This is a genomic window from Paradesulfitobacterium aromaticivorans (genome assembly GCF_054657415.1).
The window spans coordinates 1,041,477-1,057,215 of the sequence record NZ_BAAHYT010000010.1; the positions used below are offsets into that span (position 1 = coordinate 1,041,477).

At 44.6% G+C, this 15,739-nt stretch carries 15 protein-coding genes and 2 pseudogenes; 12 read left to right on the forward strand and 5 right to left on the reverse strand.

The window, feature by feature from the left end; translation table 11 throughout:
- Nucleotides 1-98 precede the first annotated feature (98 nt).
- The 7 genes and pseudogenes from ACYQ2N_RS10790 to ACYQ2N_RS10820 all read left to right on the forward strand — a co-directional run.
- Nucleotides 99-689: a type IV toxin-antitoxin system AbiEi family antitoxin domain-containing protein gene (locus tag ACYQ2N_RS10790; RefSeq protein WP_459999242.1), complete on the forward strand. Its 591-nt coding sequence runs from the start codon at nt 99-101 to the stop codon at nt 687-689.
- Nucleotides 690-703: 14 nt separating this feature from the next.
- Nucleotides 704-892, forward strand: a pseudogene (locus ACYQ2N_RS10795) (nucleotidyl transferase AbiEii/AbiGii toxin family protein); the annotation flags it as partial.
- 11 nt (nt 893-903) lie between these two features.
- Nucleotides 904-1,083 carry a hypothetical protein gene (locus ACYQ2N_RS10800; protein WP_459999243.1) on the forward strand — a complete coding sequence of 60 codons (180 nt, stop codon included), beginning with the start codon at nt 904-906 and terminating at the stop codon, nt 1,081-1,083.
- A gap of 284 nt (nt 1,084-1,367) precedes the next feature.
- Nucleotides 1,368-1,682, forward strand: coding sequence for a transposase (locus tag ACYQ2N_RS10805; protein ID WP_459999244.1), 315 nt, complete (start codon nt 1,368-1,370; stop codon nt 1,680-1,682).
- Entirely contained in the window at nt 1,661-2,368 is a 708-nt protein-coding gene (locus ACYQ2N_RS10810) for a hypothetical protein (RefSeq protein ID WP_459999245.1), read from the forward strand. The genes ACYQ2N_RS10805 and ACYQ2N_RS10810 overlap by 22 nt, the downstream gene beginning before the upstream one ends.
- A gap of 589 nt (nt 2,369-2,957) precedes the next feature.
- Nucleotides 2,958-3,146, forward strand: a complete 189-nt coding sequence (locus ACYQ2N_RS10815) for a hypothetical protein (protein WP_459999246.1) — start codon at nt 2,958-2,960, stop codon at nt 3,144-3,146.
- A pseudogene (locus ACYQ2N_RS10820) lies at nt 3,121-3,231 on the forward strand (MobV family relaxase); the annotation flags it as partial. The gene ACYQ2N_RS10815 and the pseudogene ACYQ2N_RS10820, both read left to right, overlap by 26 nt.
- 747 nt (nt 3,232-3,978) lie before the next feature.
- Here the strand turns inward: ACYQ2N_RS10820 and ACYQ2N_RS10825 are convergent.
- From ACYQ2N_RS10825 to ACYQ2N_RS10840, 4 genes are all read right to left on the reverse strand, one after another.
- A complete protein-coding gene (locus tag ACYQ2N_RS10825) occupies nt 3,979-4,731 on the reverse strand; it encodes a group II intron maturase-specific domain-containing protein (protein WP_460000517.1) in 753 nt (250 codons plus the stop codon).
- Between the two features lie 168 nt (nt 4,732-4,899).
- Complete coding sequence (gene ltrA, locus ACYQ2N_RS10830) at nt 4,900-6,129, reverse strand: group II intron reverse transcriptase/maturase (protein ID WP_459999247.1); 1,230 nt, start codon at nt 6,127-6,129, stop codon at nt 4,900-4,902.
- Between the two features lie 541 nt (nt 6,130-6,670).
- Complete coding sequence (locus ACYQ2N_RS10835; RefSeq protein ID WP_459999248.1) at nt 6,671-7,153, reverse strand: hypothetical protein; 483 nt, start codon at nt 7,151-7,153, stop codon at nt 6,671-6,673.
- Nucleotides 7,154-7,748: 595 nt separating this feature from the next.
- Nucleotides 7,749-9,410, reverse strand: a complete 1,662-nt coding sequence (locus ACYQ2N_RS10840) for an IS1634 family transposase (protein ID WP_459999249.1) — start codon at nt 9,408-9,410, stop codon at nt 7,749-7,751.
- Nucleotides 9,411-10,023: 613 nt separating this feature from the next.
- Here ACYQ2N_RS10840 and ACYQ2N_RS10845 point away from each other — a divergent pair.
- From ACYQ2N_RS10845 to ACYQ2N_RS10865, 5 genes are all read left to right on the forward strand, one after another.
- Nucleotides 10,024-11,703: an IS1634 family transposase gene (locus ACYQ2N_RS10845; protein WP_459999250.1), complete on the forward strand. Its 1,680-nt coding sequence runs from the start codon at nt 10,024-10,026 to the stop codon at nt 11,701-11,703.
- Between the two features lie 668 nt (nt 11,704-12,371).
- On the forward strand, nt 12,372-12,563 hold the full coding sequence (tnpA, locus tag ACYQ2N_RS10850; RefSeq protein ID WP_459999251.1) for an IS66 family insertion sequence element accessory protein TnpA: 192 nt from the start codon (nt 12,372-12,374) through the stop codon (nt 12,561-12,563).
- Nucleotides 12,564-12,679: 116 nt separating this feature from the next.
- Nucleotides 12,680-12,877: an IS66 family insertion sequence element accessory protein TnpB gene (gene tnpB, locus ACYQ2N_RS10855; protein ID WP_459999252.1), complete on the forward strand. Its 198-nt coding sequence runs from the start codon at nt 12,680-12,682 to the stop codon at nt 12,875-12,877.
- A 104-nt stretch (nt 12,878-12,981) separates the two neighbouring features.
- Complete coding sequence (locus ACYQ2N_RS10860; protein ID WP_459999253.1) at nt 12,982-13,566, forward strand: helix-turn-helix domain-containing protein; 585 nt, start codon at nt 12,982-12,984, stop codon at nt 13,564-13,566.
- A gap of 12 nt (nt 13,567-13,578) precedes the next feature.
- Nucleotides 13,579-14,250 (forward strand): flavodoxin family protein, encoded by a 672-nt coding sequence (locus ACYQ2N_RS10865; RefSeq protein ID WP_459999254.1) that lies wholly within the window; start codon nt 13,579-13,581, stop codon nt 14,248-14,250.
- 263 nt (nt 14,251-14,513) lie between these two features.
- Here the strand turns inward: ACYQ2N_RS10865 and ACYQ2N_RS10870 are convergent, their stop codons facing one another.
- Nucleotides 14,514-15,536, reverse strand: a complete 1,023-nt coding sequence (locus ACYQ2N_RS10870) for a DUF4365 domain-containing protein (protein ID WP_459999255.1) — start codon at nt 15,534-15,536, stop codon at nt 14,514-14,516.
- Nucleotides 15,537-15,739 lie beyond the last annotated feature (203 nt).

Below are 15,739 nucleotides of genomic sequence, written 5' to 3' on the forward strand. Positions count from 1 at the left end.
AAATCGGTGTTATTATCGAAAAATTTTTCTGTACATTCATGCTTCAATAATGTATAATTTGAAGCATGAATGTACAATAATTTTAAGGGGGTGATGTCATGATGGACAATGGACAAATCATAAATCAAATGCTGGCAGAAAACAACGGCTTTATTACATCGGAACAGATTACTGACGCCGGAATCCCAAGGCGATGCCTATCTGAGATGACGGATGCCGGAGTTGTCGTAAGAGTTGACCGGGGTATTTATGCTCTGCCGGAGGTTTGGGAGGATGAGTTATTTATTCTCCAGTATCGCTTCTCAAAAGGTATTTATTCACATGAGACAGCGTTATATCTGCACGGCATGACAGACCGTACTCCTCATCGCTATACCATGACATTCCCGCATGGATATAATACGAGTAATGCCAAAAAGCAAAATATCACGGCCAAGCAAGTTTTGTCAAAGCATTATGGATTAGGACTTACAGATATAGTTTCTCCTGCTGGCCACACTCTGAAAGTATACGACATCGAGCGTACCCTTTGCGATATTGTAAAAAACAAATCCGACATCCAAGTCGTCAGCCAGGCCATGAAAGCCTATGCCGCTTCGAAAAACAAAGACATATCCAAGCTAGTCGGATATGCCGAGCAGCTGCGGGTCAAGGCAAGGATTTTGACTTATATGGAGGTGCTACTGTGATTACAAATAATCCGATGCAGTTGAAAGCGCTAATTAAAAAGCAGGCTGCGGAAAAGAATATATCGGCTCAAATCGTCATGCAGAACTATATGATGGAGCGGCTACTTGAACGGATTTCTCTGTCCAGATATAAAAATAACTTCGTTCTGAAAGGCGGATTTCTGATTGCCGCTATCGTTGGACTTGATACTCGGGCGACAATGAGCAGACTGCAGTGAAGCGAGGCAGTATGGACATGCTGTCCCGGCACAAAACCATCATGGAGCAAATCAAAAACAGCTCCCGGCTTATGGATTTCTGGCGGCGTTATCAGCGTGAGTTTTCTTACGCCGACGACATTTCCTATGAGGATATCTGCCGGACCATTTCAGAAATTCTGGACAGTATTGTATAAGTTCATGCTCTTTGATTGCACTAAAGTACCGAAGAAATTAAAAAAACGTCGGTGTTTTAGTGTAGAATGTTCAGATGAGCTAATTGCGATGTTCTAGAAGTCATGTGGGACAAGGGCTGAGAGGAACTTAAAAATATATTTTACCCCAAGAAACAAGCCATGAAGGGTGGCGTTTTCCCAGATCTAATGCCATGTTTCATAAAAGAATAAGGCAGGTAATCTCCCAAAATGGTAAAATAGTAAGTGACTAAACAAACCATTAACCAAAACAGGGGGATACCTGCATGGCCATTATACCACAACTTAAGCTATTTAGTTGGAATGAAATCGAAGAACTGGGCGACTTGGAGCGGTTACGCCTTGTAATAGAGTACATGCCGGATGAAAACCTAATGCGGCTGTTGGAAGAAAAACGAGGAAAGGGCCGAGATGATTATCCGGTGCGGTCGATGTGGAATTCAGTACTCGCTGGCATTGTGTTTCAACACGATAACGTCGAGAAACTACGGCGGGAACTGGGTCGCAACGGCCAACTCCGTGCTATGTGCGGATTTAAGGGAAAGGAAGTCCCTCCAGCATGGGTTTATACACGTTTTTAAAGGTTCTTATCGAACATGCGGAAGAGGTTGATAAAATCTTTTTCCAACTCGTTGAGCAATTGCGAGAGCTTTTGCCTGATTTCGGTAAGCATCTATCCATGGACAGTAAAGCTATTTCGTCATTCGCCAAGCAGCAAAATAAAAATCAAACACCGGACGGCAGACGGGATAATGACGCTGATTATGGAAGAAAAGAATACAAAGGTAAAACCAAAGAAGGCAAGCTATGGGAAAAGATCGTCAAATGGTTTGGCAAAGGCAATGTGTACTGCTATTGCCCTAAAACAAATACTCGGCGGGAGATGCCCAGCGGTGGCTTTGAAAAAGACCGGAATACCTTAAAGAAGCTCTGTCCGGCCGAGTATTACGGAATCGAATGCAAAGGACAAGCTCAATGCCCTGTTACCCAAGGGATACGTATATCACTTTCGGAAGATCGCAGAATCTTTACGCCAATTGATCGGGCGAGTTACAAGTGGGAAAAAGAATACGATAAACGAACCAGCGTTGAGCGAGTTAACAGTCGTTTCGACGTATCGCTTGGTTTTGAACTTCATACGATCCGGGGCATGGCGAAAATGAAAGTCCGGTGTGGGTTGGCGCTATGCGTCATGTTAGCGATGGCTCTGGGACGAGTGAAAGAAAAACAGGCAGACAAAATGAGAAGTCTAGTGAGGGCAGTTTAAACAATATCCACATGTGGACAACTATTTCGAAAAAAGTATCCACAGGCCTAAATTGTGAATAAAACAGGACTGGTATGCCTTTTTTTGGGAATGGTAAAATGTTTAATGCCATGAAAGCTGTTTCATTGATTTAAAATAACGCATTTAACCCGTGTAAGAGTGTTCCAGTTCCACAGCCACAAAATAAAAATGACCACAAAGCAAAAAGCTCTCCAGATATAAAAATGTTGATTTTTTACACCAAATTATATATAATAATGTGATTCTTGAATCAGGCCGCCCTTCGGGGCGGTTTTTTCATGCGCAAATGGAGGTGACCATGACGGGATTAACAGAACAAACCTGTGCGTTTATGGAGGGTACCATGCTGCACTGCTCCTGGTTTTTGCCGCAAGGGTACATCACTATAAGGCATAAGCGGCAAACTGCGGCGAAGCGAAGGCAGTAAAAAGGCGCGGGCAGTGCCTTTTTACTGCCAAAGCGAAGCCGCCGAAACGGGGAGCCGGGGTGTCCCTGGCCGCACGACCTTGCAGCCCCACCGGGGCGCAAGGTCTAGTGCGTTATACCGCCCCGACAACCGCACGATAAAATGCCCGGCCCGCCATGTGGGGCCGGGCATTTTGGCGGGCGGGAAAACGCAGCCGGCAAGTTGCTTGGCATGATGGGGAGCGGCTGCGGTTTCAGCATGGCGGGGCGGGATGTGAAGCTGACGATTGCCGCCGTACTCACGGCAGAAAGGAGATGTTTGAATTATGCCCTATGCGATTTTGCGTTTTGAAAAAAGAAGAGGCGGACCGGCGTCTGCGCTGGAGAAGCACCACGAAAGAAAAAAGCAGCAGTATGCCAGCAATCCCGACATTGATGGCCACATATACTTGGCGGTGAAGCGACATGGCCTGACGGGAACTTGCCAGGCTCTCTATTTTTTTTATAAGTTCATTACTCTTTTTATATGTAACAAATTTTGAACATTGGACAGCATCAACTAAAAGCTTCAGTTCCGGTAATTCAAAGACACGGCTTGCTACAAAATAATCCGTAGTTTTGCTTTTTCGAGTAGCAATATCAATTCCGTAATGACGCAGAGCTTTATATCGTCATAAATTGATTTTCGCTCAGCAGTAATGCCGTAGCGTTCAAGTTCTGCTATCATATCGTTGAGTGTCACTGTATTTTCTTCATCTGTCTTTTCAAGCAGCATTTTCATTAGATATAGAAGCTTGAGTTTCTGGTTGGAACTCTTATGAATAATCCGGAACAAAATGAGCCACTATTCCGGACTGTGAGAGCCACAGTTCCGGATTTTCAGAGCCACCCTTCCGATAAGAGAGCCACCAGATGAAACTTCCTATTAGAATGTAGCTATGCACTCAGAATATGAGTGTAAATACATTCTTAGGAGGTCATCAAATGACCAATTATCGAGAGATTCTAAGTAGAGTAAACCCTGGCAACTAACTTTAGGTCAAGACCTGTCTGTTTCTCCTCGTTTCCTCTAGAGTGCCTCACTAATCCAACCTTGGCCAATTGCCAGAAGCTCCTCGTCGAACCGTACGTGCCCTATTAAGGCATACGGCTCTCCGACACCATTCATGTTAGGCATTCACAGGTCAACCTTTGACTAAGTTGTACAATCCCTTTTCCTCGAGAGTTGTAAAAACGCCTGGCTTAAACGCTTTACTCAGTCTTTGACTCGTTTTACGCCCGGTTCTGTAGAAGCGAGCCGTAATGAAGAAATCCAGCTTCCAAAATATCCGACTTACGTTACTAAGCCTGAAATATGCTTTCCATCCTCTTAAGACAGGATTTAGCTCGTTGATGATGCCCTCTATGCCACAGTACAGTCTCTTACGTGAGGTGATTCCCCGAACACGCTCTTTCAACCGTTTGACAGCCTTCTTGCTTGGCCTCAAATGGAGCCGATTGATATCACCATGACCCAACCTAATGTTGTAGCCGAGGAAATCCAGGGAATCGTCCCCTCTGAGGTTGAGGACCTTGGTCTTCTTATCATTGAATGTTAACCCCAGAGTACCGATAATGCGGTCAATTTCGCTCCGGATAGGGTTACCGATGTACCGAGCTAAAATGACAAGGTCATCGGCATAGCGGACTAACCTCGCATTATATTTCTCCCGTGGACCCGCGGGGCGGTGCCACTGTGCATCAAGTTGGTGTAATACAATGTTGGCAAGTAGCGGCGATATTACTCCGCCCTGGGGAACCCCGATGCGGCTCTTGTTTCCTTGTTTCGGTCCGCCTGGTTCCACCACGGGTACCGTTAGCCAGCCCTTGACCAGTTTCAGTACCTTCCTGTCCGAAATGCGTTTGGATAGGGCCTCCATAATTTGAGCATGTGGAATGTTATGGTTGGTAGAAGATAGCCTCGTTGCCTTGTGCTATCAGCCCCAATCAGAACCCGACGTGCAGATTTCCCGCATCAGGCTCCCCAGAATAATTCGCAGTCTTGCTTACTTAGATGTTTGGATGGATAAGTTTGGCGTACGGTAGTTTGAACCATTCCCGACTATTTAAGTAGCTCCAGTATAATCGATGTCTCTGGCTTCTACGCCGAAGCGACCGTATCCACTGCATGACAACCTCGTTGCGTAGTCCAATTTAGGTTTACAGTGGTAGAGGGAGAAATATTGGTAAAAGCCTTGTAACATGCTGGTCAACTGTTTCTGTTGATCGCGCCTTTTCCAGTGCATGTGGCCTTTGAGCCACATGTGAACCCGGTCTAGGAACTTCCGGCAACTCTTCACAGTCGGGATACGGATGAGGGCGAATTCCCCTTTTGTACCTACTCCACAAACATGTTTGAATCCCAGGAAGTCGAACGTTTCCGGTTTCTCTCCATATTGGGATTTTGTTTCTCGGGCGAAACGTCCAAAGAGGATAAGCCTAGTCTTTTCCTCCGCTAACTCCAGATTGAATTTCTTCATTCGGTCTGTGATATAGTGTTGGAAATTTTCAGCGTCCCTCTTGTACTGAAAACACACCACATAGTCATCTGCAAAACGTACTAAATACGCCTCCCCCTGGAACCATTTCTTGCATCTTTTCTCGAACCACAAGTCTAAAACATAATGCAAATAAATGTTAGCCAGTATTGGACTGATGGGGCCTCCTTGCGGAGTTCCTTCCTCGTTTCGCGTAACTACGCCGTTTTCCATTACTCCTGCTTTTAGCCATTTCCCCACTAGCCGCAGAATTACCGGGTCAGCTATGCGCTGTTTTAGCATTTTCATCAGCCATTCGTGGTTAATGTGATTAAAATAGCCCCGGATATCCGCTTCGAATATGTGGCGCACTTTCTTTGTCACAATTGTGCTACGCAGGGATTGTAAGGCCTGGTGAGGATTACGACCCGGTCTAAACCCATAGGAGAAATTAAGAAAGTCCTGCTCGAATATGGCTTCGAGAATTCTTGCTACTGCCCGTTGTACCAGCCTATCCTCGACTGTAGGTATCCCCAACGGTCTTGTCTTGCCGTTTCCCTTGGGTATTTCCACTCGTCGCACCGGCGGGGCTTTGTAACAGTTGGCTTTCATTCTCGACCATATATCCTGTGTTCTTTCCTCAAGTTGTGATTCAAACTGTCTCGTTGTCTCTCCATCGACTCCACTTGCCCCTTTTCGGTTCATCATTCGCCATGTCTCCATTAGGAATTCCGGTGTAATGATGTACGCGAGCGAGGTGAAGCGGGCCTTCGCATCAAAGCGAGCCTTAATTGCTATCCTGTCCAATTGTGTTGACATACTTATCTACCTCTATGTGTGTAGGGTATGTGTCCTTGCCAGGAACTCATTCTGCCCCGCCGCTTCCCCATGTATGTGGCTTTCCCACACTCCGAGTACTACCAGCGGGTCCGACTCCCACCGCAGCATCCGCCTTCCTGTGGATGGTCCTTTCAGTCGGCGTACTCCTATTCCGAAGACCGCGGTGGGCCTCCCGGGTTCCGTGCTGTTTCCATTTCCGTCATGCCGTGCTCTCAGACCCCGCCGAGGTCTCCGATTTCCTCGCCATTAGCGGAAATCTACTATTGCCTTCCGGAAATTCGACTCCGTCGGCCCTCGGTCGTATCACGAGGCTCAATTGCTTCACTTGCGTTACGGCCTGAACGTCGCTCTGCCTACGCTTAGCCCGTGTCGTTACCTTCACAGGCCCAAGGCTCGATTTCGGGTAGGGCGGCTTTCCCTTTTCCCGAGCAGGAATTTCACCTACTAGAAACAGCCGGCTTAGCCCGGCGCACCAAAGCACTTTGTAAGATCGGCATCGAACACCGCTGTGAATCCTTGCTTAATATTGCTTACAATGGTGTTGATGGCTGGCTTGGTGCGCACTTCTTTTGGGCCGAAATCCGAATGAGCAATCCAGAAAGTCTGCCTCGAATATGGGCTCGATGACAATGAGGCATGCCATCTGTGCTACCCGATCCTTGATACAAGGAATACCTAAAGGCCTTTGACTACCATCTGGCTTGGGTATATAAACCCTCCTGACTGGTTGTGGCCTGTAGGTTCCGTTCTCAAGTTCGGTCGCCAGAGAATTGAGGAAGTTTTCTACTCCCTCGTTTTCCTCAATGGATTTGAAGGTTCGTCCGTCGACCCCCGGTGCACCCTTGTTAGCTTTACACTTTGTCCAGGCATAGTGTAGTACATCCAGTCGATGAATCTTGTCATAGAGGCTGTAGAACCTGAATTCCTTTTCCTGCTTGGCCTTAACATAGAGTTTGCGCTGAAAGGTACGGACATTTTCAAATCCCTGTGCTAGCCTAGGCAATCAGGTATCCTCCTTCATGCAAACGTTGATGAAGTAGTGCCCCTTTTCTCCGGCGGGTTGTGTTGTCCCGTCCCTCATCGATAGTATGGGCACCTCCGACTCCTTACCAGACAGGTAGAAACTTCAGCTTCTTTGCCTTATATCCTACCTTTGGTAGCGCCACTACCGTCCGGCAAGGTCTCCCGTGTTCCCTTGGTCACCTTGGATACGTGCCATCCCTAATCACCACGACCGTTTCTATCGCTGCATATTCTCGTTACTTCACGATAGATTGGCAGGCTTCCCATTCTCGAGGCATGGTCGCCTTAACGGTAACTGTCTTTTCGGGGCCACCTCGGGTTCGCTTGCGCTACGGCCCGCATCCTGTCTCGACCTTGCGGCCTTTTCGGGCAGCTTATCTTTCGGGTCACCCCTACCGATTGCCCGCTGACTTCACGTTGAACGAGAAATTGACGTGGTAGGTACGTTTCAACCTACTGGTTAACCAAGAACTTTACACGGCGCACCTCGGGTTCGACAGTCTGTAGGCATAAAAATCGCCTCAAAACCTGGTGGGCCAAGGGCTAGATGCAATTGTGGATAACATGTCGTGTATCTACGATTTTGAACCCTTCAGAATGGAAATATCCCATATTTTCGCGGGTTCCGGGATTTCAAGCAAGAAAAGAATTCTCTTTTGCGCTTCGGTTAATTCAGTTCTCTGCCATACTTTTCCGTCAATCGATTCGTATTCTATCAAGTGCAAATCTTCCAGCTCCGAACGTAAGTTTTCCCACGTTTGGTGCGTGTTCACTTCGGCCAGTCGGACGAGAAGAAGAGCCAACCAACATAGAACGACATGGGCGCGAATGCGTTCTTCCTTGCGATGATACACGGGACGAAGTTCTAAAGTGGTTTTTAACGTTCGAAAGGCATGTTCGACTTCATACAGTTGCTTAAAACCTAAAGCAACGTCCTCCACAGAAAGCGTGTCATCCGAAGTGCGAATCAAATATTTTCCGTCCAGCCGTTCCATCTCTTTTACGGCTTGGGTATTGATCTTCAGATTACCCTTCGAATCCATCTTGAGATATTTCTTGTAAATTATGTGACTATTAAGGCGGCAATGCGCTTTGGTATGAGCTTTCCCATCGAGTTCGTTCAGTTTTGCGAGTTCATTTTTAAGCTTTTCTAAGTGCTTATCGCGCGTTGCCGCATCGCGCTTAGCTTCGGCGGGATTGCGAACCAATACGTAGCGAATACGGGCCTCGCCGTTACCAACAACGACTTCTTTAACTTCTAGATTATCGCGAATGGCTCTAAAGCGCCCTGGATGGGATAAGGCTTTTTCCACTTCGGGTTTGCCTGCTGATAGCCGTTCACCCGCAATATAGTGCCCTCCGGCTTGTTGCAGGAATCTTAGGTTTTCCTCCGATGAGAATCCACGATCCGTTACCGTAATGACTCGACCGAGTTTCCAACCGACAAGATCACGCTTAACCTCTGGAATGACGGTCATATCTGAAGTGTTTCCCGGCCAAGACCAGCAGCGAATCGGAATGCCATCCCGAGTGACCGCTAAGCCGATGACGATTTGAGGAAGGTCCGGTCGGCTATCCTTAGAATGCTCAGGAAGCTTAAACTCTTCTTCATCCCACTCATCCATTTCAAAATAAGTTGAGGTCGTATCGAAAAAGAGAAGATCCACCTCAAGGTTAAAAAGATCGGTCACCGCATTAAACACTTCGTGCTGAATCTCCTCTTCGGATTCAAGGAGAAAATCCATGGCTCGGTAGCAGTGCTGAACATCGAGTTGCTGAAGACCCGGAATGATGACTTTTTTAGGAATCCACTCTTCAAGCTTGAGCTTACTGGAAGGCGATAAAGCCCGATTAGCAACCATCGCGAAGATGACACGTTCAATTTCCGTCCTGAATTCTCGATCCTTAAGGCGCTTCTTCAAGACCTGATCGATTCCGATGCGATGCCAGAGTCCATTAAGAAAGTAGGCGCCACCCATCGGGCGGCTGGAGAGGAATTTCAGTTCCGGCGTACTTTCACTAAATAGTGTCGGTATAGGGTCTTCCCCAAGGAAGCGCTGGATACTCCGAGCGAGTCGTCTCAAAACATCCAGATCCAGTTGATCTAATCGCCCGAAATTATGGATCACCTCTGCCTGCGGTGAGCCAGATTTAGGATTTCGAACATTATGAGCTAACTGGACATATTTAACCGTACTTTTATCTTTGTTTTTACGAGAAGTTACACGAATATACATGAGTATATTTTAACATTAGATGCCTACCATTATCAAGATAACCTATAACAAAATTTATAGTTATCCACAGCTTCGTGTGCCTACACATTTCGGAATTATCCACTTGTGGATAAACCCTCAAACCCGCGGGGCTACTGGGTCTCAAATTTTTCCACGTGCCTAAAATGCTGTTTGACTGTCGAACCCGAGTTAACGATTCCTCAGACTTCCCCTAATAAAAAATCCCGTGAAACACTCGTCCACGGGAACATACAACATACTGAATTATTTTATTCAAATCACCGTAACTGTTTAAATTGAATAGCTATTATGTGATACTCCTATTTCAACTCATTTTCTGCGTACGATCATTGCTACAAAGTTCATGTATTCACCAGCTCCTGCACTCATAGATTTTCGGTCACCAATAGCATACTCGTTATCGCAAGTAAGCCAATCGCTCCAACATTCATCAAAGCTCTCCATTTCACAGACTGAAACGATTTCAATTCCATCCGTTTCTTTAGCTCATATTCCGCAAGTTAAATTTTGGGAAAAGTTATTTTATTCCATTTAAAGGATTTTAACTATTTCATGTCGAATGTTATCTCTAAATTTTCATGGAGGTAACATTATGACGAATTCATTCGCTGATATCCGCACCATACGAGCATCAAGTGTTCCCGTCGCTGCGGCCCTGTGCCGTACGGCAAAAATCGCTCAGGCGGTAAACCAAATGGTTCACTGGAAAGAAGCTAATTCAAAGATTTCTCCCGGTTTGCTCATTGAAACCTTGGTGATTTGTATTCTTTGTGGCCGCAAACCCCTGTGGAAGATCGAACAATTCTGGGCCCAACAAGACTTGCCAAGTTTATTCGCTGATGTTGAACTCAGTGTTGAACAACTTAATGATGATGCTTATGGCCACGCCTTGGATAAGCTTGCCGAGGTATCGATGGAACAATTGGTCAGTACAGTTTCCCTATCCTTACTCCAGGCACACTCCCTTGGCATAAATGTTGTTCATCTTGATACGACATCAAAGTCCGTCCAGGGGGCGTACACCGGTCAGGCCCATGATGAATTTGAGATTAATCACGGGTTTAGTAAGGATCTGCGCCCCGATCTGAAACAGTTCAAACTTGGTGCCGCTGTTCAGGAACATGGATTAGTCATAATGGGTGAATTATTAGCCGGCAATAAAGCTGACGTAGAGTGGAATCCGGATGCTGCTCTCAAGATACAGGAGCTTTTCACCAAGCAAGGATTCAAAGACGTCATCTTTATCGCTGATTGTGCCCTGATTTCTACCGGAGGCTTAAAGCGCTTAGCCGGACAGGAGGTGCAGTTTATCTCTAGGTTTCCCGAAACCTTTAGCTTAGCCAGGGAATTAAAACAGTTGGCATGGGACCAAGACCATTGGCAGGAAATCGGGATGCTAGCGAGTAGTAATGCCAACCAGGCAGCTCGCTATCGGGTATTTCCGGTACAAAGAAAACTGGATGATCGAGAATACAACTTCCTGGTCGTTCACTCTAGCATGCTGGAAGCCAGCAAGGAGAAAACCTTGATTAAGAGGATAAGCAAACAGAAAGAAGAATTGGAACGCAAGGCGAAAAACCTAACTTCCACAGCTTTTGCCTGTGAACCGGATGCCCACAGCGCTCTCCAAGCTTTTGCCAAAGAGGTTGCTAAGCTAGGCTACTCATTTTCTGGAACAGTGGAGTGCCAGACTGTCACAACCTATGCACGCAAGGGGCGTCCGAAGAAAGGTGAACAACCGATTGAGACGGTTAGTTACCGAGTTAACTGCACAATAGGAGACTTGAATCCTGATCTTTTTGAACGGCTGCGCCAATTGGAATCAACCTTCGTGCTCATTTACTCCATACGGGATCAACAGAAATATACTCCGGCAGCCATTTTAGCTGAATACAAGCGTCAAATCTCGATCGAAACGAAGTTTCGGTTTTTGAAAAGTCCGGTGTACCTAGGGCCGGTTTTTCTAAAGAGCAAGAAACGAATCCATGCGCTTGGATATGTGTTTATTTTGGTGCTCATGTTGGCATCTTACCTTGAGTATCGGGTACGACAGAGTCTTAAGGAACGAAATGAATTTGTCCAGTTACCGGGAAATAAGAAGACTGACACTCCATCAATAGCAACAATTCTGGAGGTGCTAGCCACAATAGAAGTTGTCGTTGTGCAAGGGCAACGATATTTCCCGAGCAATTTGAATCGCCAGGCTTTGGACATGGTGCAGTGGGCAGGTTTTGACCCATCAATCTATCTAAAGCCTAATAGGATCCAATAGGTACTTGTAAGGATTTACCATGCCTTAAAATAAGGTAAGTAAATCCGAACTCGCGGAACAAGAGCTGTACAGAAACCTCATCTAAAATAATTGTTTCCCCACACTACTCTCGCAGTATAGAGAAACACATCAATTTTTGGCCACAACCACAATATATAGTGTTTCTATCACTGGGTTTATACCATATTTAGTGGTGTGTTTTCTTTCGAGCCGAACCACGGTCTCCACGTGTTTTCTGTACAGAAACATGTGCTAAAAAGAAAATGTTTCCCCACACCCCTTGCTGCAGTATAGAGAAACATAGCGCTTTCGGTCAAAACCACAACATATAGTGGCGTCATTGCTGGGTTTATGCATCATCTAGTTATGTGTTTTCTATCCAGCCGAAGTACAGTCTCAAAGTTCTTTCTAAAAAAGTAGGTCTCAACCCCAAAAAGTAAATGTTACCCCGGACTACTCTCGCAGTCTAGGGAAACAAATCTTTAGGACCAAAAAGCATTCCAGTTGTATGAATTTTGTGAAGTTCGGTGATTAGGAATATACTGGAACAAATTAAGCATAATTAAAAGATGGTGTCTGTGTAAGCGTCAAACTCTCCCCACATAGAAGCTTTGTTAGATATGTAGGATAATCTTCCTCAAAAGCGATTACATGAGGAGGATTTTTTCATGACAAGGGCGGAAATGCGTCAAGTTTGGGGAGCCCGTTTTGAAGAATACCGTGCCAGTGGTCTAAGTGCCAAAGCCTGGTGTGCAGCACATGATGTTAAGCCCGAGAGATTATGGTACTGGCTCAAAAAGATTGAGGGTAAGACCCACTCTGTAGAGTTGACCCGATGGCTTCCTCTTGACGTAAGTTAACCTGTTCATCCGGTAGAAAATACCTTGCTGGTTCGAGGCGGAGCCGTAAGTATCGAAGTAAAATCCGGGTTTGATCAAACACTGTTTTCCGATGTCGTTCGGATACTGTCCTCGTTATGCTAGGCGAAGCTCCTGTGGACAGGGTCTATCTTGCCTGTGGTGCGACCGATTTGCGTAAGTCCATTGACGGGTTAGCGGTGCTTGTTAAAGAAGCGTTCGACCTTGACCCGTTCTCTCCCTGCCTCTTCGTTTTCTGCAATCGTCAGCGCGCCGCTCCACTTTTGCAGAAGTCGGCGGTTCTATTTATGTGTTAAAGCCTTTTTTATTGGACAATCCATCTCGAAAACAAATAACTCTACGGAGCGTTTATTGAAAAACTCTATTCAATCATTACAATTTATACAGGGGGGTAGAGACAATGCAAAATATAAATGTTGGCAACATTATTCGTAAATTACGTACAGAAAGAGGAATGACGCAAAAACAGCTTACGGATAAAATGAATATTAGCGATAAAACCGTTTCTAAATGGGAACGTGGTTTAGGCTGTCCCGATGTTTCTCTGCTCTCGGTACTGTCCGACCTCCTTGAGGTTGATATCGGTAAACTATTAAGTGGCGATTTAGCCCCCAATGACTTTGTAGGAGGAAATATGAAAAAGACAAAATACTATGTCTGCCCTGTGTGTCATAATATTTCACTTTGCACAGGTGAAGCAGAAGTATCATGCTGTGGCAGAAAAATTGAACAGCATCAAATGCAGAAAGCTGAAGAAAACGAGATGCTTTCTGTCGAAGTAATCGAAGAGGACTGGTATATCACAGCGGCTCATCCAATGAACAAAGAACACTATATATCCTTTGTCACATTTGCAACCGGCGACCGTGTTCAGATTATCAAGCAATATCCCGAATGGGATATGCAACTTAGGATACCAAAAAGAGGTCATGGAATGCTTATTTGGTACTGTACTAGGCACGGATTATTTTATCAATTAATATAAAGGAGTTTAAGTATGAAATATATTGTTTTTAATGGAAGTCCTGCTGCGTCAAGTAGTAGCACCAATGTAATTGCACAGACTTTTTTAAGCGGAGCAAAGCGAGCAGGTGCTGAAACCGAAAATATATTTTTGATAGAGAAAAATATCGGGCACTGTAAAGGCTGTTTTTCATGCTGGTTTAAAACACCGGGGAAATGCGTTTTACAAGATGATATGCAGGGATTACTTGAAAAGTATAACTCTGCCGACGTTGTGTGCTTTGCTTCTCCGGTCTACACATGGAACATGACTGCAGCTTTAAAGAATTTTGTTGACCGTCTTGCCCCTCTAAAAAGCCCTTTGATAGTAAATAAAGACGACAATTTTGACCTCGTCGATTCTGCTCCCAAAACACAGCAGTTTATGGTTATTTCAAATTGTGGTTTTCCGGGGAACAACAACTTTGAAACGATGAAAGTTGTATTTAAGTCTTGTAATCCTGTTTTGGAGATTTATCGAAACTGTGGTAAGTTACTGAAAAGCAAGGACGAAAAAATTAAAAGTATTGTTGATGATTATTTGAAAGTTGTTGAGCAAGCAGGTTATGAAATGGCAACACAAAATAGCATTTCAGAAGAAACAAAAGCAGGACTCCAAAAAGAGCTTATGTCTGTTCCTGAATATGTGAAATACATCAGAATGTAGCATCGGCGATTTTGAGCATAAAATGAAGTTACCCCACTATCGAATTATGAAGGTCTAAAAGAGCCACTATTCCGGTAGTCATTGAGCCACCTCTCCGGAGAATTAAGCCATCATTCCGGGTGGAAGGCAGTTATGGGGTAAAACCCCATACAAACTGATTATTGGCAGTATAAGAATTAGCGGAAGTTATGCCCCCACCTCATAAGGCTGTTACGCCTGGTGCTTTGTATATTTGTCACGTTTCCATCGTTTAAATGTGAACATTATAAGTCAAATTCCATCCCAAGGTTAACGTGTAAATCATGCATAATCTTCGTCATTTCCTCCTCCGAGGCATTCCAGCCTTCTGCCTTTAACTCATTAATGATTCTATTAAACATTGACTTGGGGGGAGGAGGAACATCTTGAAAATCTGCTTCAGAACCTCCAACGATTAGGGAAAGAATGTTATATTCCTGTAGGGCCTCAATTTCTTTCTGAAACCTATCAACGTCTAAGATTTCCAGCGTTTTTATGATATCAAGGTTTTTACTTCTATTGTCTAACGTATTTCCATTAATGTGGAACACTTGATACCCTTTAGGAATAGGGCCATGATGAGACTCCCATATAATATTATGCATGAAAATTACCTTACCGTTTTTGTCCATGGTATAAGCATAAGAAACGCCGTGTTTATCCTGATATTCTTGGAATGCTTGATTTGAAGACTCAAAAAGGAAATCTCCATAAACAAACTTTACCCCAGGCTTAATGCCATCTTTGAATAGTTTAAGACGTATCTCCTTTAAGAGAATTGTCGTATCTAGCAATTGTTGGTGGATTGAGTGTATAGTTTCAGCGTCTATGACATTACTGAAATTTATTGTTACCGTTTTATTCTCATTCCAATTCTCTTTACTAGAACAATGCTTTGCGTATACGTCCTCCGCATAACAGTAATAAAGTACATTTTCTTCAATAGCATACAAAGAATAAAAAGAGCATGGATGATTCAAAAGGTAATTCAAATTTGATAATGATACGCTATAAGAATAATCTCCCCTGCCATTAGGTTTTTTGCTCGAAGATTTTAGCTGTACGTGTGACCTGACATTTGTCGGGGAAGTGCCATTATTAATAAGTGCTTCTATGCAAATATCAACACCATAATCGTTATCGGTTTCTTCTCGCACAATAAATAAAGGGTCACTAAATATATTTCGAAAGGCTAATCGAGCCATATCATTTTTGACGTGGGTTTCACTTCTTTCCGGAAGTTTCCCCAATAAATCTCCATAATCCATTACCATATTCCTCCGTTCAACTAGCGCGATGATTAAAAACATTCCGCACGCTTCCTGAAAATTCCTCCAATAACCACAAAATATTTCTCTCGCTATCCATCGCTGTGTAATGTCATACCGCATATTCCATCTACGCCTACACCTAATGCAGACACAAAAAAGTCCCAAGACGTAAAGTCTAAGGACAAGAAATTGCCTATAAA